At 63.0% G+C, this 18,402-nt stretch carries 17 protein-coding genes; 13 read left to right on the top strand and 4 right to left on the bottom strand.

Translation table 11 applies throughout. The features are described 5' to 3' along the window. The first annotated feature begins 19 nt into the window (after positions 1–19). Both NKH03_RS24690 and NKH03_RS24685 read left to right on the top strand, forming a co-directional pair. Positions 20–1,156 carry a hypothetical protein gene (locus NKH03_RS24690; protein WP_352971133.1) on the top strand — a complete coding sequence of 379 codons (1,137 nt, stop codon included), beginning with the start codon at positions 20–22 and terminating at the stop codon, positions 1,154–1,156. 264 nt (positions 1,157–1,420) lie between these two features. Beyond that, positions 1,421–2,440 (top strand): isopenicillin N synthase family dioxygenase, encoded by a 1,020-nt coding sequence (locus tag NKH03_RS24685; protein ID WP_352971131.1) that lies wholly within the window; start codon positions 1,421–1,423, stop codon positions 2,438–2,440. 247 nt (positions 2,441–2,687) lie between these two features. On the opposite strand, the gene NKH03_RS24680 is transcribed toward NKH03_RS24685, so the two are convergent. The 4 genes from NKH03_RS24680 to NKH03_RS24665 form a co-directional block, all read right to left on the bottom strand. After that, a complete protein-coding gene (locus NKH03_RS24680; RefSeq protein WP_352971181.1) occupies positions 2,688–3,797 on the bottom strand; it encodes an alcohol dehydrogenase family protein in 1,110 nt (369 codons plus the stop codon). Between the two features lie 17 nt (positions 3,798–3,814). After that, entirely contained in the window at positions 3,815–5,194 is a 1,380-nt protein-coding gene (locus tag NKH03_RS24675) for an aspartate aminotransferase family protein (RefSeq protein ID WP_352971129.1), read from the bottom strand. Positions 5,195–5,227: 33 nt separating this feature from the next. Next, positions 5,228–6,721 (bottom strand): NAD-dependent succinate-semialdehyde dehydrogenase, encoded by a 1,494-nt coding sequence (locus NKH03_RS24670; RefSeq protein ID WP_352971127.1) that lies wholly within the window; start codon positions 6,719–6,721, stop codon positions 5,228–5,230. A gap of 292 nt (positions 6,722–7,013) precedes the next feature. Beyond that, a complete protein-coding gene (locus NKH03_RS24665) occupies positions 7,014–7,505 on the bottom strand; it encodes an Lrp/AsnC family transcriptional regulator (RefSeq protein WP_352871651.1) in 492 nt (163 codons plus the stop codon). 83 nt (positions 7,506–7,588) lie between these two features. On the opposite strand from NKH03_RS24665, the gene ehuR reads away from it, so the two are divergent. From ehuR to NKH03_RS24610, 11 genes are all read left to right on the top strand, one after another. Beyond that, positions 7,589–8,974, top strand: a complete 1,386-nt coding sequence (gene ehuR, locus NKH03_RS24660) for a MocR-like ectoine utilization transcription factor EhuR (RefSeq protein ID WP_352971124.1) — start codon at positions 7,589–7,591, stop codon at positions 8,972–8,974. Between the two features lie 123 nt (positions 8,975–9,097). Next, the gene (ehuA, locus tag NKH03_RS24655) at positions 9,098–9,883 is read left to right on the top strand and encodes an ectoine/hydroxyectoine ABC transporter ATP-binding protein EhuA (protein ID WP_352971122.1); all 786 of its coding nucleotides are present in this window, start codon (positions 9,098–9,100) and stop codon (positions 9,881–9,883) included. Between the two features lie 67 nt (positions 9,884–9,950). Next, positions 9,951–10,802 carry an ectoine/hydroxyectoine ABC transporter substrate-binding protein EhuB gene (ehuB, locus tag NKH03_RS24650; RefSeq protein ID WP_352871648.1) on the top strand — a complete coding sequence of 284 codons (852 nt, stop codon included), beginning with the start codon at positions 9,951–9,953 and terminating at the stop codon, positions 10,800–10,802. A gap of 165 nt (positions 10,803–10,967) precedes the next feature. After that, entirely contained in the window at positions 10,968–11,627 is a 660-nt protein-coding gene (gene ehuC / locus NKH03_RS24645; RefSeq protein ID WP_352971120.1) for an ectoine/hydroxyectoine ABC transporter permease subunit EhuC, read from the top strand. A gap of 34 nt (positions 11,628–11,661) precedes the next feature. Continuing rightward, positions 11,662–12,321, top strand: coding sequence for an ectoine/hydroxyectoine ABC transporter permease subunit EhuD (ehuD, locus tag NKH03_RS24640; protein WP_352871644.1), 660 nt, complete (start codon positions 11,662–11,664; stop codon positions 12,319–12,321). A gap of 3 nt (positions 12,322–12,324) precedes the next feature. Continuing rightward, positions 12,325–13,104: an ectoine utilization protein EutA gene (eutA, locus tag NKH03_RS24635; RefSeq protein WP_352971118.1), complete on the top strand. Its 780-nt coding sequence runs from the start codon at positions 12,325–12,327 to the stop codon at positions 13,102–13,104. Positions 13,105–13,109: 5 nt separating this feature from the next. Continuing rightward, positions 13,110–14,102, top strand: a complete 993-nt coding sequence (eutB, locus tag NKH03_RS24630; protein ID WP_352971116.1) for a hydroxyectoine utilization dehydratase EutB — start codon at positions 13,110–13,112, stop codon at positions 14,100–14,102. Then, on the top strand, positions 14,099–15,091 hold the full coding sequence (gene eutC, locus NKH03_RS24625; protein ID WP_352971113.1) for an ectoine utilization protein EutC: 993 nt from the start codon (positions 14,099–14,101) through the stop codon (positions 15,089–15,091). The genes eutB and eutC overlap by 4 nt, the downstream gene beginning before the upstream one ends. A gap of 196 nt (positions 15,092–15,287) precedes the next feature. Then, positions 15,288–16,478, top strand: a complete 1,191-nt coding sequence (doeA, locus tag NKH03_RS24620; protein ID WP_352971111.1) for an ectoine hydrolase DoeA — start codon at positions 15,288–15,290, stop codon at positions 16,476–16,478. 5 nt (positions 16,479–16,483) lie between these two features. Next, complete coding sequence (gene doeB / locus NKH03_RS24615; RefSeq protein ID WP_352971109.1) at positions 16,484–17,482, top strand: N(2)-acetyl-L-2,4-diaminobutanoate deacetylase DoeB; 999 nt, start codon at positions 16,484–16,486, stop codon at positions 17,480–17,482. 446 nt (positions 17,483–17,928) lie between these two features. After that, the gene (locus tag NKH03_RS24610; protein WP_352971179.1) at positions 17,929–18,183 is read left to right on the top strand and encodes a hypothetical protein; all 255 of its coding nucleotides are present in this window, start codon (positions 17,929–17,931) and stop codon (positions 18,181–18,183) included. Positions 18,184–18,402: the final 219 nt, after the last annotated feature.

The following is an 18,402-nucleotide window of genomic DNA, read 5'->3' as shown; positions in this document are numbered from 1 at the left end:
ATCACAGGGAGAAGGCAGCATGGCACTTCACCTTTCGGCGGATGCCTCGGTCCCAGTCGCCCCGCAAAAATATCTCTTTGGTCCGTTCATCGACTTTTTCATGCTTGGCGGAAGCGCGTTCCTGATCTTGCCGGTGCTTTATTTTGTGCCTCTCAAATACGAAGGTCTGGTGGCGCTGACGGCGTTCCTGCTGTCCCATCTCATCAACCAGCCGCACTTTGCCCATTCCTACCAGATTTTCTATCGCAATTTCGGGCGCAAGCTGCGCGGTGACGGGTACGACAGGAATCTCCAGCTTCGCTACATTTTCGCGGGCATTGTCGTCCCGCTGATCATGTGCGCTTTCTTCGCCTATGGCTCCGTAACCGGGAACGCTCGGCTGCTGGGATATGCCACCAATGCGATGGGCTTTTTCGTCGGCTGGCACTATGTCAAGCAAGGCTACGGCATGCTGATGGTGGACGCCGTGTTGAAGCGCAAATTCTTCAGCGACCAAGACAAGAAGGTGCTGCTGTTCAACGGCTATGCCGTGTGGCTGTTCGCCTGGCTCCAGACAAACGCGGTGATCACCGAAAGGCAGTTCTGGGGCCTGGATTACTACACATTCGCTGTCCCGCCATGGCTCCTCGACATCGCGCTGGCGGTCGCCGCTGCTTCCTCGGCGGCCACCGTCGTGATGTTCGTCAATCGCTGGCGCAAGCATGGTGGCGCGCTGCCGTATAACGGCGTCGTCGCTTATATCGTCACCCTTTATGCCTGGATCCTGTTCGTGACGATAAATCCGCTTTGGCTGCTCGTGGTGCCGGCGCTCCATTCGTTGCAGTACCTGGCGGTGGTCTGGCGTTACCAGACCAATGTCGAGCGCGACCGCGCCGATGCCGCCAGGGATCCGGAGCTCAAGGTCCTGTCCATAGCCGGACCGATGTACAGGCTGCGGGTGCTGATATTCATCGTCGCCGGCACAATTCTTGGCGCGCTTGGTTTCTGGCTCGTGCCGATGGCGCTGACGGCCTTGGTCCCCTACGACAAACAGGTGCTCGGCTCGTCGCTTTTCCTGTTCATCGCGTGGATATTCATCAACGTGCACCACTACTTCCTGGACAACGTGATGTGGCGTCGCGGAAACCCGGAAGTGTCGAAATACCTGTTCCGCTAGCTGCTTGCGGATCCTCTTCGGCCACGCCCACCATTGGACGATGTCGCGCTCGAATTGCGGGTAAAAGACCCGTTTGGAACATTATTTGCCGACAGGCCATAATATGCAGCGCCGGCGTTCTTCCATTCGGACCAGATTGGCGTGCCGTTGCTTTGATCGGCGGTCACCGCGTGCCACTTTGGAGGCGCGATCCGTGCTCGGATCTCCTGCCTGTGGTCGCTTCTAATTCTCCCAGGCAAGGCAGAGAATGGAAGGAACCCGACCATGCCCAGAATTGTGCCGGTGCTCGATCTCAGCCGTCTCGAACAAGGTGCGTCCGAGCATCGCACATTTCTCCTGGATCTGCGTACGGCGGCCCGGGACGTCGGCTTCTTCTACCTCGGCGGCCACGGAATTTCCGCCGCGGAGATCGACGACGTGCTCGACGCCTCGCGCCGGTTCTTCGCATTGCCCGAAGCCGACAAGCTGGCCATCGAAATGGTCAAATCCCCGCAGTTTCGCGGCTACACCCGCGCCGGCGGTGAACTGACCAGGGGCGCCGCCGACTGGCGCGAGCAGCTCGACATCGGCGTCGAGCGCCAGCCCATCCCGCAAGGGCCTGGAATTGCGCCCTGGACACGGCTGCAAGGGCCGAACCAGTGGCCACAGGCGTTGCCGGAGCTCAAGCCGGCGCTGCTGGCATGGCAGACCAAGGCGACGGCGGTGGCGATCCGGCTGCTGAAAGCCTTCGCGCTGTCGCTCGATCAGCCCGAGGACGCGTTCGACGCGATCTACCGCGACTCGCCCAACCATCGCATGAAGATCGTGCGCTATCCCGGCCGTGACGCGACCGGTACCGACCAGGGCGTCGGCGCGCACAAGGATGGCGGCTTCCTGACCCTGCTGCTGCAGGACGACAACAAGGGGCTGCAGGTCGAATATGATGGAAGCTGGGTGAATGTCGACCCGCTCCCCGGAACGCTGGTCGTCAACATCGGCGAGCTGCTCGAACTGGCATCGAATGGCTATCTGCGCGCCACCGTGCACCGCGTCGTGACGCCGCCTGCCGGCGTCGAGCGGATTTCCGTTCCCTTCTTCTTCAGCGCGCGGCTGGATGCCACCATCCCGCTTCTCGGCCTTTCCGAGGAACTGGCGGCGCAGGCACGCGGACCGGCAAGCGATCCCGACAACCCATTGTTCCGCGATGTCGGGACCAATGTGCTCAAGAGCCGGCTGCGTTCACATCCCGACGTGGCGCGCCGCCACTATGCCGATCTGCTCGAGACCGGAGCCGCGGGCTCGTGAGGGCTGCCGAGCACGAATTTTTGTCATTCTCGATATTTTTTGGAATTCCATCCGTCGCCAAGCCGTCGAAATAAGCTCAAATAGGTAAAATCGTTCGGCGGTTTCCTCCCATTCCGCCGGACGATGTTCCCCTCTGAAGGTTTTGACCTTCTTTTGGCCGGGCCGTATTCGAGCCCGGCCATTTTTCGTGCTGGTTTCGGACGGCGCAATCATTTCCGCATCGAGGCAGTGTTGAGGCATAGGTTATTCAGCCAGCCGAACCCCACATCGCATCCGGCACCACCACCAGCTTGCCGACGAAATCCTTGGCGATGAAATCCGCCTGCGCATGGTGGAAATCGGAGAGCTTGTAGACGCCGCCGACCAGTGGCCGGATTTTCTTTGCCTCGATGTACCCGACGATGCGGCGAAAATCCGCGCGCGTGCCTTGGCTCGAGCCATGCAGCTGCAATTGCTTCAGGTACATGGTCCTGAGATCGAGCTGCACGACCGGGCCGGCGATCGCGCCGGCGGTGGTGTAGCGGCCCTCGGGTCTCAAAATACGCAACAGGTCGTTGAAGATGGCGCCGCCGACGAGGTCGGCGACAACGTCGATCGGCTGGCCGCCGGTCGCCTCGGCCACCGCTTGCGGCAGGTCGGCAACGCCACGGGTGATGACAGCCTCGGCGCCGATGTCGCGCACCGCCTGCTCCTTGCCCCTGCCGACGACGGCATAGGGGACGGCGCCGCGCGCCCGTGCCAATTGCACGATGCCGGAGCCTACGCCGCCCGAGGCGCCGGTGACCAGCACGCGTTCGCCGGCTTTCAGGCCCGCGCGTTCCAGCATCTGTTCGCCGGTCAGATAGGCGCAGCAGAAGGTGGCGAGTTCGACATCGGTCATGTCCGTGTCGACGACATGGGCATTCTCGGCCGGCACGGCCTGGTACTCGGCGTAACCGCCGTCGCGGCCGTGGCCCATATAGTCGATGTCGGCGAGCGAATCGTCGTCGCGATTGTAGATGGAGAAATCGACCATCACCCGTTCGCCGATCCGGTCAGGCGAAACGCCTTCGCCGACGGCGGCGATGGTGCCGACAGTATCGGTGCCCTGGATGCGCGGGAAGCTCAGCGTGTTGCCCTGGCGCCGCCATGTCGACACCGCGGCCGCGTCCTCTTCCGTGCCATAGGCGCCCTGGCGCACCCAGACATCGGTGTTGTTCATCCCGCAGGCGCTGACTTTCACCAGCACCTCACCAGGAGCAGGCGAGGGCACTTTCACATCGCCGCGGTAGACTAGTTTTTCCGGACCGCCGTGCCCGGTAAGCAGCACGGCGGCCATGGTGGCGGGGAGGGTTCTGGTCATGGCATTCTTAGTCATGGCGTTCATGGTCGATCTCAGAGATTGGCGAACACGCTCTTGACCGCATCGGCGGTCTTCGAAACGACGATGTCGGCTTCCTCACGGGTCAGGCAGAGCGGCGGCGCGAAGCCCAGGATATCACCCTGCGGCATGGCGCGGCCGATGACGCCGCTTGCGGCAAGCGCTGTCGCCACCTGCGGCCCGATCTTGAGCGAAGCGTCGAAGAACGCCCGGTCGTCCTTGTCGGCAACGAACTCGACCGCCGCCAGCATGCCGTCGCCGCGCACGTCGCCGACATGTTTGTGGCCGCCGACCGCCTTGGCCAGCTCGGCGCGGAAATAGGCGCCGGTCGCGCGGGCATTGGTCACCAGGTCCATCTCGTCGATCAATTCGAGATTGGCGACGCCGGCGGCAACGCAGATCGGATGCGCCGAATAGGTCCAGCCATGACCGAGCGAGCCGAGTTTGTCGGAACCCTCAACCAGCACCTGCCACATCTTGTCGGCGACGATGACGCCCGATAGCGGCGCGTAGGCCGAGGTCAGACCCTTGGCGATGGTGATCAGGTCCGGCTTGATGCCATAGTGGTCGGAGCCGAACATGGTGCCCAGCCGGCCGAAGCCCGTCACCACTTCGTCGGCGACCAGCAGAACGTCGTATTTCTTCAGCACCGCCTGGATCTTTTCCCAGTAGAAGGCGGGCGGCGGCACGATGCCGCCGGTGCCGAGGATCGGCTCGCCGATGAAGGCGGCGACCGTTTCCGGCCCCTCCGCCAGGATCATCTCCTCGAGCTTGTCGGCGCAATGTTGCGAAAACTGCTCCTCGCTCATCGAGCGGTCGGCGCGGCGGAAATAGTAAGGCGCCTCGGTGTGCAGGATCGGCGCGCGCGGCAGGTCGAAGGCGTTGTGGAACAGGTCGAGCCCGGTCAGCGATCCCGTCATCACGCCCGAGCCGTGATAGCCGCGCCAGCGCGAGATGATCTTCTTCTTCTCCGGCCGACCGAGCACGTTGTTGTAATACCAAATCAGCTTGATGTTGGTTTCGTTGGCATCCGATCCCGAGAGGCCGAAATAGACCCTCGACATGCCCTTTGGAGCGCGGTCGATGATCATCTTGGCCAGCGTTATCGAGGCCTCGGTGCCGTGGCCGACATAGGCGTGGTAGTAGGCGAGGTTCTTCGCCTGGGCGGCGATGGCATCGGCGATCTTCTGACGGCCGTAGCCGACATTGACGCAATAGAGGCCGGCGAACGCATCGAGGCTCTTCTTGCCATTGTTGTCCCACACGGTGACGCCTTCACCGCCGGCCATGATGCGCGTCGGGCTCTCGCCACGCGCATGCGTGCCCATATGGGTCGAGGGATGGAAGAAGTGATCGCGATCCCAGGCAGCGAGTTCGTTGGACTGGTCGAGCATTTTTTGACTCCTTGAGGGATGGCCGGACGAAATCTAAGCGATGTCCAGGCAGAGATACTTCAGATCGGTGAAGGCTTCGAGCCCGTGGCGCGAACCCTCGCGGCCGATGCCGGATTGCTTGACGCCGCCGAACGGGATCGGCGCGCCGGTGATCTTGACGCGGTTAATGGCGACCATGCCGTAGTCGAGCGCGCGGCCCATGCGCTGCTGGCGGGCGCCGTTCTCGGTCACGACATAGGCGACGAGGCCATATTCGGTGGCATTGGCACGGGCGATCACCTCGTCCTCGCTGTCGAAAGGCGTCACGGCGGCAACCGGACCAAAGGTTTCCTCGCGCATGATCAGCGCCTCATCGGTGACATCGGCCAGCAGCGTCGGCTGGTAGAATAGCGTCCCGGTCTCATGGCGCTTGCCGCCGGTGAGGCAGCGGGCACCGTGGGTCAGCGCGTCGGCGATCTGTTCCTCGACCTTCTTGACGGCGCGCTCATGCATCAGCGGACCGATGTCGGTATCGTCGGCAAGGCCATTGCCGGTCCGCAGCGTCTCGATGCGCTGGGCGAAAGCCGCGCAGAAGCGATCGTAGATCGGACGCTGGATATACATGCGGTTGGCGGCGAGGCAGTCCTGGCCCGACGTGGCGAATTTGGCATCGATGGCGATGTTGACCGCTCTGTCGATATCTGCGTCGGCAAAGACGATCAGCGGTGCATGGCCACCAAGCTCCATCACCAGCCGCTTCATCGTCGGCGCACTTTGCGCGGCGATCAGCCGGCCGATCTCGGTCGAGCCGGTGAAGCTCATGGCGCGAACGCGCGGATCTTCGCACATCCGTCCGACGATGGTCGAAGCCTTGCCGGTGACGATGTTGAAAACGCCGGCGGGCAGGCCGGCGCGCTCGCCGAGTTCGGCCAACGCCAGCGCCGACAGCGGCGTTTCCGAGGAGGGATGCGCGACGATGGTGCAGCCGGCGGCCAGAGCTGCCGCCGCCTTGCGGGTCAGCATCGCCGCCGGAAAATTCCACGGCGTGACGACACCGACGACACCGAGCGGTTCACGCCGCACCATCATTTCAGCGTTCGGCAGATGGCTGGTGACGCTCTCGGCGTTCAGACGTTTTGCTTCTTCCGCATACCATTCGACGAAGGAAGCGGCATAGTCGATTTCACCGAGCGACTCCCGCAGCGGCTTGCCCTGTTCCAGTGTCATCAGCAGAGCGAGGTCTTGCTTTGCGGCGATGATCAGCTCGAACCATTTTCGCAGGATCCTCGAGCGCTCCTGCGGCAACAGTGAACGCCAGGCCGGAAAGGCGCGCGCGGCTGCATCGATCGCCTTTGTCGTCTGCTTGCCATCGAGCGCGGCGACGAAAGCGACGGTGGTGCCGGTGGCCGGATCGGTGACTTCGAAGCTTCCGGCGGCTTCGCTTGCCGTCCAGTGCCCATCGACATAGGCGAGCTCACGCAGCAGCCGCCGGTCGGCGAGGCGATCGAGCGCTTCATGGCGATGCAAGCGGGCAAAATGCGCGGACATGGTTCGAGGCCTCCCGGTTCGGAATGATGCGGGGAAGACTATCCGTCCTATGCGGACAGAGAGGCTGTTTGGACAGCCCCATAGAGAGAGATTGTCTCTATTGGCCCGTGGGCGCAGATGATCTCTCTACTGGCCGATGGGCGCTACTAAACCCTGGAGATTGGCCGAAAGCTCCCCGCCTTCGTCATCCTCGGGTCTGCGCCGCGTCGCTGCGCTCTTTGCTTCGCCCAGGATGACGAAGTGACGGGCGTTTCGATCAGTCTCCTGGGGTGTACAGTAGGGGAGATCGACCTCAAGCCGACGCCGGCAAAAGGTCGGCTATGGGCAGCGCAATCTCGTCCTTCACTGTCTTGATGACGATGTAGGTGAAATAGCGATCGATGCCGATTTCACGCTCGAGCAAGCCATCGACCAGGCGCTGGTAGGCGTCGATGTCGCGCGCCATCACCTTCAGCACATAGTCGACGCCGCCGCCGACGGACCAGCAGGCGACGATCTCGGGAATGTCGCGGATGACGCGCTCGAAGCGGTCGAAATCGGCCTGGCGGTGGTTGGCCAGCGTCACCTCCATCAGCACGGTGGCGACGGGGGCGACGACGCGCATGGCGATCCTGGCGTGATAGCCCGAGACGATGCCGGCCTTTTCCAGCTTGCGCAGCCGCATCCAGCACGGCGTCGGCGACAGGCCGACCTGTTCGGCCAGCGCCAGCTTGGTGATGCGTCCGTCGCGCTGGATGGCGTCGAGGATTTTCAGGTCGATCGGGTCGAGTTTCGCTGAAGTCATAAGGGCCCACTTTTTCGTCGACGGTACCATGAGGGCGCATTATTTCGATTGTCAATTGCACCTATTTCGATCTCTAATAAGTCATGACATTGTGGCGTCCCGATCCCAAGCTCATCCGACGGCCAGCCTATCAGTCGCTTGCCGACCAGTTCGCGCGCGCCATCCATGACGGGCGCCTTGCCAATGGCGCGCGGCTGCCGACCCACCGCCGACTGGCCGACGACCTCAAACTTTCGGTGCAGACCGTCAGCCGCGCCTACGAGGAATTGATCCGCCGCGGCCTGATTTCGGGCGAGATCGGCCGCGGCAGTTTCGTCCAGACGCAGCGCCGCGAGCCGGAACCGCCCTATCTTCCGGAGCGGCTCGGCGAAGTCATCGATCTGTCGATCCTGAAGCCTGTCTGCGAACCGATGCATCTGGAGCGGCTGAAGCAGGCGCTGGGCTGGCTGGCGGAGAATCTGCCGTCGAGTTCAGCACTTTCGTTCCGTCCCAACATGGTGTTTCCACGTCACCGCGCGGTGGCGGTCGAATGGCTTCGACTGTGCGGGCTCGACACCTCCGCGCAGAACATAAGCCTGACCAACGGCGCCACAGCCGGCATGACGGTGGCGCTGATGAGCGTGGCGCCGCCGGGCTCGACGGTCGCCACCGAGGCGATCGGCCACCATACGCTGGTGCCGCTGGCCCGCTATCTCGGCTTCAACCTCGAGGGGCTGCCGATTGATGACAGTGGGCTGATCCCGGAAGCGCTGGACGAGGCTTGCCGGCTTTCCGATATCCGCGCCGTCTTCGTGCAGCCCTCGGTGATCAATCCGACGGCGACGCTGATGGATGCGGCGCGGCGCGAGCAGATCGCGGCCGTGGCGCGCAAGCACGACATCGCCATCATCGAGAACGATGTGCTCGGCCCGCTGGTCGAGGACCGGCCGCCGCCGGTCGCCGCGTTTGCGCCAGAGCGCACGCTCTACGTCACCTCCTTTACCAAGATCGTGGTGCCTGGCTTGCGCATCGGCTATCTCGCCGCGCCCGACCGCTATGTCGCCGCCGTCGCCAACCGGCATCTGGTCTCGAACTGGATGGCGACGCCGCTGGTGGCCGAGATCGCCACCAAATGGGTGACCGACGGCACCGCGATGGAACTTGTCCACTGGCAGCGCGCGGCGCTGCGGCGGCGGCTGGATATCGCGGCGGAGGTGCTGGCCGGGGTCGACTATCGCGCCCGGCGCGACGGGCTGCATGTCTGGCTGCAACTGCCCGCCGACCGCGCCGAGGAAAGTTTTGTCGCCCAGGCCCGGCTGCAGGGCGTGGCGATCGCGCCCGGCACATCCTTCCGCATTTCGGATGCGCCCTGGCATCCGGCGGTGCGCATCTCGCTGGGCTCGACCACTGAAGGGGAACTGCGCGCCGGCCTCGGCGTTGTCACCAAGCTTTTGCTTGGCGATCCGGAACATCTGTTGCTCGCTATCTAGGCCGAAGTGCTCGGAAATTGTGCGGAATCAGAATAATTGTCATGATATTATTTTCCCAATTGACATGATTTGGCGCGTTCCGCATCGTTAAGAGCATAGACCTCTCCAGGACGGGGAACCGCAGTGCCCACGCCCATCATCAAGATCGACGCCATTTCCAAAAGCTTCGGCACGTTCAAGGTGCTGGACGGCCTGTCGATGCAGGTCATGCCTGGCGAGAAGCTGGCGCTGATCGGCCCGTCGGGCTCGGGCAAGACGACGATCCTGCGCATCCTGATGACGCTGGAGCGCATCGATGGCGGTCATATCCAGATCGACGGCGAGCAACTCTACCACATGGAGCGCAACGGCCAGTTGCTGCCCGCCGATGAGCGGCACCTGACAAGGATGCGCCAGAAGATCGGCATGGTCTTCCAGCTGTTCAACCTGTTTCCGCACAAATGCGTCATGGACAATGTCACTTTGGCGCCGATGCTGACCAAGGGCACGCCGCGTGCGGCCGCCGAAAAGCGGGCGATGGAACTGCTCGAAATGGTGGGCATGGCCGACAAAGCCAAGAGCATGCCGGCGCAATTGTCCGGCGGGCAGAAGCAACGCGTCGCGATCGCCCGAGCACTCGCGCTGTCGCCGAAGATCATGCTGTTCGACGAGGTGACGTCGGCGCTCGATCCGGAGTTGGTCGAGGAGGTGATGAACGTCATGCGCAAGCTCGCCGCCGAAACCGACATGACCATGCTGCTGGTCACCCACGAGATGGGTTTTGCCCATGATTTCGCCGACCGGGTGCTGTTCTTCGATCGCGGCAAGATCGTCGAGGAAGGCAAACCCGACGAGATTTTCCGCAATCCAAAGCAGGAGCGTACGCAAGGCTTCCTGAAGAAGATCATCGCGGCCGGACAACGCGTCTGACCGCAATGCCAGGGGTGGCGAGGCCATCCGGAACAAAAGCAAGACAAGAAACAAGGAGTTGGGAACAATGAAGAAACTTGGCATTCTGGCCGGTGTCGCCGGCCTTGCGCTAACCGCGGTGCTGGCCGCCTCGACCGCCGGTTCGGCCGACGACAGCAAGCTCGAGCAGCTCAAGGCGCAAGGCTTTGCCCGCGTCGCCATCGCCAACGAGCCGCCCTATACGGCGGTCGCCGCCGACGGCAAGGTTTCGGGCGCTGCGCCCGATGTGGCGCGCGAGATCTTCAAGCGCCTCGGCGTCGCCGACATCGTCGCCTCGATCTCGGAGTACGGCGCGATGATCCCCGGCCTGCAGGCCGGGCGCTTCGATGTCGTCACCGCCGGCCTGTTCATGAAGCCGGAGCGCTGCGCCGCCGTTGCCTATTCGGAACCGGTGCTGTGCGACGCCGAGGCGATGCTGGTGAAGAAGGGCAATCCGAAGGGTTTCAAGAGCTATGAGGATGTCGCCAAGGATGCCACCGCAACCATCGGCGCGCCCGGCGGCGGCACCGAAGAGAAACTGGCGCTCAATGCTGGCGTGCCGCGCGAGCGTGTCATCGTTGTGCCGGATGGCCAGAGCGGCGTGAAGATGCTGCAGGATGGCCGCATCGACGTTTACTCGCTGCCTGTTCTGTCGATCAACGACCTGGTCAAGAAAGCCAATGATCCGAACCTCGAAGTCATCGCGCCGGTGCAGGGCGCGCCGGTCTATTGCGACGGCGCCGCCTTCAAGAAGGGCGACGAGGCGCTGCGCGACGCCTTCGACGTCGAACTGGCCAAGCTGAAGACATCGGGTGAGTTCGCCAAGATCATCGAGCCCTACGGCTTCTCGGCGGCAGCGGCGATGTCGACGACGCGCGACAAGCTCTGCGCGGCGAAGTAGGGCTTTTCTTTTTCCTTCTCCCCGTTTCACGGGGAGAAGGTGGCCCGAAGGGCCGGATGAGGGGCAGCGCCAACTTCTGAGAGTTTAGCGCCGCCCCTCATCTGCCTGCCGGCATCTTCTCCCCGTCAACGGGGAGAAGGAGCTAAACCAAACGTTGGAACCTAGATGACCCAGTGGTCCGGCTATGTCGGCCTGATATTGCAGGGAGCGCTTGTCACCATCGAGCTGACGCTGATGGGGTCGGTGCTTGCCCTGTTCATGGCCTTTCTCGCCGGGATGGGACGGCTGTCGCATTTCTTCGTGCTGCGCGCGCTGGCCACCGCCTATATCGAATTCTTCCGCGGCACCTCGATCTTCGTGCAGTTGTTCTGGGCCTATTTCGTGCTGCCCTTTGCCGGTATTTCGCTGACGCCGCTGCAGGCCGGCGTGCTGGCGCTCGGCCTCAATGTCGGCGCCTATGCGGCCGAAGTGGTGCGTGGCGCCATCCAGTCGATCGGCCGCGAACAATACGAGGCCTGCACCGCGCTCAATCTTGGCCGCTGGCAAGCCATGCGTCACATCATCTTGCCGCAGGCGCTGCTGGTGATGCTGCCCACCTTCGGCAACAACGCCATCGAACTGCTCAAGGCGACCGCCGTTGTGTCGCTGATCTCGCTCACCGACCTGACCTTCCAGGCGCAGGTGGTGCGCGCCCAGACCGGTAACACCATGGTGCCCTTCACCACCATCCTGTTCATCTATTTCATCCTGGCGCTGCTCATCTCATGGGGCGTGCGCTCGCTGGAACGCCGCATGGCGCGCGGCCTCGATGGGGTGCGCGTCTGATGGCCAATGCCCTTCTGATAAATTGGGCCTGCTGATGGAATGGGATTGGAATTTCGTCTGGGAAATCATGCCGACGCTGATCCAGGGGGTAAAGATCACCATCCTGGCGACGCTGCTGGGTTCGGTGCTGGCGGCGATCGTCGGTCTGGGCATCGCGCTGGCGCGCCGCTCGCCCAACAAGGCGTTGTCGCGCACGGTCGGCTTCCTGGCCGAGTTCATTCGCGGCACGCCGTTGCTGGTGCAGCTCTATTTCATCTTCTACGTGCTGCCCGACATCGGCATCCTGTTGCCGCCGCTGGTGGCCGGTGTCATCGGGCTCGGGCTGCACTACGGCACCTACACGGCGGAAGTCTACCGCGCCGGCATCGACAATGTGCCGCGCGGCCAATGGGAGGCAGCCAAGGCGTGTAATCTGGGCGCCAGGCAGACCTGGACCCACATCATCATTCCGCAGGCCATTCCGCCGATGATCCCGGCGCTGGCCAATTATTTCATCGCCATGTTCAAGGAAACGCCGCTGCTGTCGGCGATCACCGTGCTGGAGTTGATGAACCAGGCGAAAAGCGTCGCCAACACCTATTATCGCTACATCGAGCCGATCACGCTGGTCGGTGCTTTCTTCCTCGTCATCAGTCTGTTTTCGGTCATTCTGCTACGCTGGCTGGAACGCCGCTACGGCAAGATCGAGAGGTAACCGATGAAACCCTTGCCCGAGATAAAGGTCTATCCGAAACGGCCGTCACTGGATGCGCGCCCGCTTGAGCGTCGCGTCGGCCTGATCATCCTGGCCACCGACCACACCAGCGAGCCGGATTTTCGCCGCATGGTGGCGAGCGAGCGGATCGGCGTCTACGTCGCGCGCATTCCCTACGCCAACCCGACGACACCGGAAAATCTGCGCAAGATGCAGCCGGCGCTGACGGCGGGCGCGGCCCTGATCCTTCCGGATGAGCCGCTTGATGCCATCTGCTATTCCTGCACGTCGGCCTCGGTGGTGATCGGCGATGCCGAGATCGAGGCCGCAATCCAGGCCGCCAAACCCGGCGTGCCCGTCGTCACGCCGCCGATGGCGGGCGTGCGCGGGCTGCGTGCGCTGGGCGCAAGCAAAATCAGCATTCTCACGCCCTACACGGTCGAGACATCTAGGCCGATGGCGGCCTATTTCGCGGCGCGGGGGTTCGACATCGCCAGCTTCACCTGTCTCGGCTTCGAGGACGACCGCGAGATGGCGCGCATCGCCCCGTCAGCGCTTGTCGATCTGGCGCGTGAGGCGACCGACGCGAGCGCCGATGCGCTGTTCGTGTCTTGCACGGCGCTGCGTGCTGCCCTCGCGGTCACCGGCATGGAAAAGGCGATCGGCCGTCCCGTGGTGACCAGCAACCAGGCGACCGCCTGGAATTGTCTGCGGCTTTGCGGCGACGAGACAGCCCATCCCGAATCCGGCCGTCTGATGACGCTGCCGTTGCCGCGTGATTGATGATCATGACACAGGTTACGCTAGAACACATTCGCGCCGCGCGTGAGCGCATTGCCGGCAAGGTCGAGCGTACGCCGACCGTGCTGTCCCCGAGTCTTTCCGAACAGTTGGGCGCACGGGTTCACCTCAAGCTCGAACATCGCCAAACCACCGGCAGCTTCAAGCTGCGCGGCGCCTCGAATGCCGTCGCTTCGCTGAGCGCCGACGAGAAGGCGCGCGGCGTGGTCGCGGCGTCGACCGGCAATCATGGCCGGGCGCTTGCCCATGCGGCGAAGCTCGAAGGCATGCGCGCGGTGATCTGCATGTCGCGGCTGGTGCCGGGCAACAAGCTCGACGAAATCCGCCGGCTTGGCGCGGAAGTCCGCATCGTCGGCAACAGCCAGGACGATGCCCAGCAGGAAGTCGATCGGCTGGTGGCGCAGGAGGGGTTGGTGATGCTGCCACCCTTCGACCATCCTTCCATCATTGCCGGGCAAGGCACGCTCGGGCTGGAGATGATCGAGCAGGTCCCGGATGCTGCCCTCGTTCTGGTCCAGCTCTCTGGCGGCGGGCTCGCCTCCGGCGTTGCCGCAGCCATCAAAGGCGTCAATCCCGGGACAAAAATCATCGGCGTTTCGATGGCGCGCGGTGCGGCGATGAAGGCCAGCCTCGATGCCGGCCATCCGGTGCTGGTGGAGGAGTTGCCGACGCTGGCGGATTCGCTCGGCGGCGGCATCGGCCTCGACAACCGGCTGACCTTCGCCATGTGCCGCGACCTGCTCGACGATGTCATACTGCTTGGCGAGGACGAGATCGCCGCCGGGATCCGCCATGCCTACGAACGAGAACGCGAGATCGTCGAGGGCGCCGGCGCGGTCGGCATCGCGGCGCTGCTCGCCGGCAAGGTCAGGTCGGGCGGGCCGGTGATTGTTCTGCTTTCCGGCCGCAACATCGACATGGACCTGCACCGCAAGATCGTTTGCGGCGAGGCACCGTCGCTCAAGGAGCGCGCAGCATGAGCCGGATTACAATCCTGACCGAGGCCGAGTTGCGCATGATCGTGACGCTCGATCTCGATGCCGTCGCCTGCGTCGAGAACGCCTTCCGCGCGCTCGCCACCCTGCCGGTGGCTATGCCGCCGATCATGCGGCTCGACATTCCCGAGCATCGCGGCGAGGTCGACGTGAAGACCGCCTATGTGCCGGGCATCGACGGCTTTGCCATCAAGATCAGCCCCGGCTTCTTCGACAATCCGAAGCTCGGCCTGCCCAGCGTCAACGGCATGATGGTGCTGTTGTCGGCCAAAACCGGTCTGGTCGAGGCGCTGCTGCTCGACAATGGTTATCTGACCGACATCCGCACGGCCGCCGCCGGTGCCGTCGCCGCCAAACATCTGTCGCGGCCGGACTCCTCAGTGGCCGCGATCTTCGGTGCCGGCATCCAGGCCGGGCTGCAACTTGAAGCACTCATGCTGGTGCGGCCGATCGCCGAGGCACGCATCTGGGCGCGCGATGCCGCCAAGGCAGAGATGACCGCCGCTGCCTTGCGCGAAAAGCTCGGCATCACCGTGCGCGTCGAATCCGACCCTGCAAACGCGGTCGTCGGCGCCGACATAATCGTCACCACCACGCCGTCGACCGAGCCGCTGATCAAGGCGGGGTTTGTTTCCGCGGGCCAGCACATCACCGCGATGGGCTCCGACGCCGAGCACAAGAACGAGATCGCCCCGGCAATCCTGCGCATGGCCGATCTTTATGTCGCCGACAGTGCCCCCCAGACGCGGCGCCTGGGCGAACTGCATCATGCCATCGCGGCGGGTGTGGTGGCTGGAGATGCGGAGGTGACCGAACTCGGCCAGATCATCGCCGGCGCAAAACACGGCCGGCGTTCGGCCGGCGACATCACCATTGCCGACCTGACCGGCACCGGCGTGCAGGATACGGCGATAGCCACGCTCGCCCGCGACCGTGCGCGGGCGGCCAATTCCGGGACCATTTTCGAAAGCTGATGCTGGCCGCAGGAGCATGATCCGGAAAAGTGGGAAGCGGTTTTCCGAAGAGATCATGCTCAAACAAGAAAATTAGCATGATCCGGAAAAATGGAAACCGGTTTCCCGAGAAGATCATGCTCAAGCAAAATTATCTGGAGCCGGACTCAACGAAGTTGAAACAGGCTCCAGGCCCAACAAACGAGGACCAAGAACAATGCAGCCGAACCTGAAATTCTCGCGAGGCGAATATGCGGATCGCCTAGCCAAGACGCGGAAAGCCATGGAAGCGAAGGGCGTCGATCTCCTGATCGTCAGCGATCCATCCAACATGGCCTGGCTGACCGGCTATGATGGCTGGTCGTTCTATGTACACCAGGCCGTCATCGTGCCGCCCTCGGGCGAGCCCGTGTGGTATGGCCGCGGCCAGGACGCCAACGGCGCCAAGCGGACCGCCTATCTCGCCCATGACAACATCGTCGGCTATGCCGATCACTATGTGCAGTCGACCGAGCGCCACCCGATGGATTTCTTGTCGAGCGTGCTTGCCGATCGCGGCTGGGGCAAGCTCACCATCGGCGTCGAGATGGACAATTACTGGTTTTCGGCCGCCGCTTTCGCATCGCTGCAGAAGCATCTGCCCAACGCCCGCTTCGTCGACGCCACCGCACTGGTCAACTGGCAGCGCGCGGTCAAGAGCCCGACCGAGATCGACTATATGCGCAAGGCCGCCCGCATCGTCGAGGCGATGCACCAGCGCATCGTAGACAAGATCGAGGTCGGCATGCGCAAATGCGATCTCGTTGCCGAGATCTATGATGCCGGCACGCGCGGCGTCGACGGCCCAGAGGGGCGAATTGGCGGCGACTATCCAGCGATCGTGCCGTTGTTGCCGTCGGGGGTCGACGCCTCGGCGCCGCATTTGACCTGGGACGACAAACCGATGCAGCGGGGCGAGGGCACCTTCTTCGAAATCGCCGGTTGCTACAACAGGTACCACTGCCCACTGTCGCGCACCGTTTTCCTCGGCAAGCCGACGCAGGAATTCCTCGATGCCGAGAAGGCAACGCTGGAGGGCATGGAAGCGGGCCTGGCGGCAGCGAAACCCGGCAACACCTGCGAGGATATCGCCAATGGCTTCTTCGACGTGCTGAAGAAATACGGCATCGTCAAGGACAACCGCACCGGCTATCCGATCGGCCTGTCCTATCCGCCGGACTGGGGCGAACGCACGATGAGCCTGCGTCCCGGCGACCGCACTGACCTCAAACCGGGCATGACCTTCCACTTCATGACCGGCCTGTGGCTGGAGACGATGGGACTGGAAATCACCGAATCCATCCTGATCACCGAAACCGGTGTAGAGTGCCTGGCCAATGTGCCGCGCAAACTGGTGGTGAAGGATTGAACCGGATGTCGAGTCTACGCTCATCACCGATCGCGCCGACGGTGGATTTCGACCGTGACGGCGTCCAGCATGGTTTCCTTCGTCTGCCCTACAGCCGCGACGATTCGGCGTGGGGCTCGGTGATGATCCCGATCTGCGTCATCCGCAACGGCGAGGGGCCGGCAGCACTGCTGACCGGCGGTAACCATGGCGACGAGTATGAGGGGCCGCTGGCGCTCTACGATCTCGCCCGCACGCTCGATCCCAAGCATGTCAGCGGCACCGTGATCATCGTGCCGGCGATGAACTATCCAGCCTTCCGCGCCGGCACCCGCACCTCGCCGATCGACAAGGGCAATATGAACCGCAGCTTTCCCGGCCGGCCGGACGGCACGGTGACCGAGAAGATCGCCGACTATTTTCAACGTGAGTTGCTGCCTCGCGCCGACATCGTGTTCGACTTCCATTCCGGCGGCAGGACACTGGACTTCGTGCCGTTCTGCGCCGCGCACACTTTGCCCGACAAGCCACTGGAACAGAAAGCTTTCGACGCGGTTGCGGCATTTTCTGCCCCGTTCTCGATGCGCATGATCGAGATCGACGCTGTCGGCATGTACGACACGGCTGCCGAGGAGATGGGCAAGGTCTTTGTCAGCACCGAGCTTGGCGGCGGCGGGACCTCCCGCGCGCAAACCGTACGGATCGCGCGGCGCGGTATTCTCAATGTGCTGCGTCATACCGGCATCGTTGCCGGGGCGGTCGAGAAGAGCCCGACGCAGTGGCTCGACATGCCATCGGGCGATTGTTTTTCGTTCGCCGAGGATGACGGCATGATCGAAACCATGATCGATCTTGGCGAGCCCGTCGAAGAAGGCGCGGTGCTGGCCCGCATCCATTCCACCGGTCGCACCGGCATCGCCCCCCAGGAAATCCGGGCAAAAATGTCGGGCATGCTGGCGGCGCGGCATTTCCCCGGCCTGGTCAAGGCCGGCGACTGCGCGGCGGTCTTGGCTGTGCACGTCTGAAGCTTGAACCCTGCGGCAAGGTTGTCCATCCAAGCTTGTTTCCGCCCTTCGGCGCGGCGGAAAGAAGCAGCATGGCGAGCGGAGTCGACATTGCATGAGGATGTCACTATATAGCGGCGGCTTCGACCCGCGTGCCTGAGGGCAGCACCCCGAAGCAACTGTAAATGTGTTGTGTGTTGCGCCATCTATTGTGACGAAAATCGGCCCGGAAACCGGAAAAAAGCAAATAGAAACAATGCGCAACGCTGGGCGAGACCCAGCCAACGGTACCGACTCCTCCAGAATCAGAAAATGTTCTTGACCCCTCGATTTCCTATGGCTCTGTGGACCTTGGACGGCATCGGCTTGCCGAATGGCCGCGACTCGGCTGGAATGGGGACATGCATCCTTTGCGGGGTGCCGACGTTTATGATTACCAACCGGCTTTGCCGCAAGGGAATAGCAGTATGAGTGAACACGCGATCGAATTCTTGCAGGAATGGATCGGCGAAAAGGTCCACTGCCAGCCTTCCGAGGCCCGGATCGAGAAGCAGGCCGAGACACTGGCCAAGGAATGCGCCGCCAAGGCGGCCGAAGTCGGCATACCCCTGGAAGATATCCAGGAGGAAGTCGGCGATATCAAAGAACTCATCGCCTCCAGGCTCGAGGAAGCGGCCGAGGCCGACGAGCAGCAGCAGGCGACCAGCAAAGCCGCGGAATGACCGCTTAGAGCAATTCCAGGAAAGGTGTGAAACGGTTTTCCCGGGAAAAGCGCGTAACGCTTTCCCTTGGGAATTGCGTTAAGACAAGAAATTGGAGCGGTTCGCCGTTTCCGTGAAACGGTGAACTGCTCTAGCTAGTACCTCTGCACAGGGATTATGACTCTTTGGCCGTTGGCTTTGGATAGGCCTTGGCCAATTTAAGGCGCGCTTGTTCGGTTG

Origin of the sequence: Mesorhizobium sp. M1406 (assembly GCF_040317555.1) — a bacterium.
Classification (GTDB): Bacteria; Pseudomonadota; Alphaproteobacteria; order Rhizobiales; family Rhizobiaceae; genus Mesorhizobium.
Note: the sequence above shows the minus strand (reverse complement) of the source record. Positions and strands in the feature narration are given on the sequence as shown.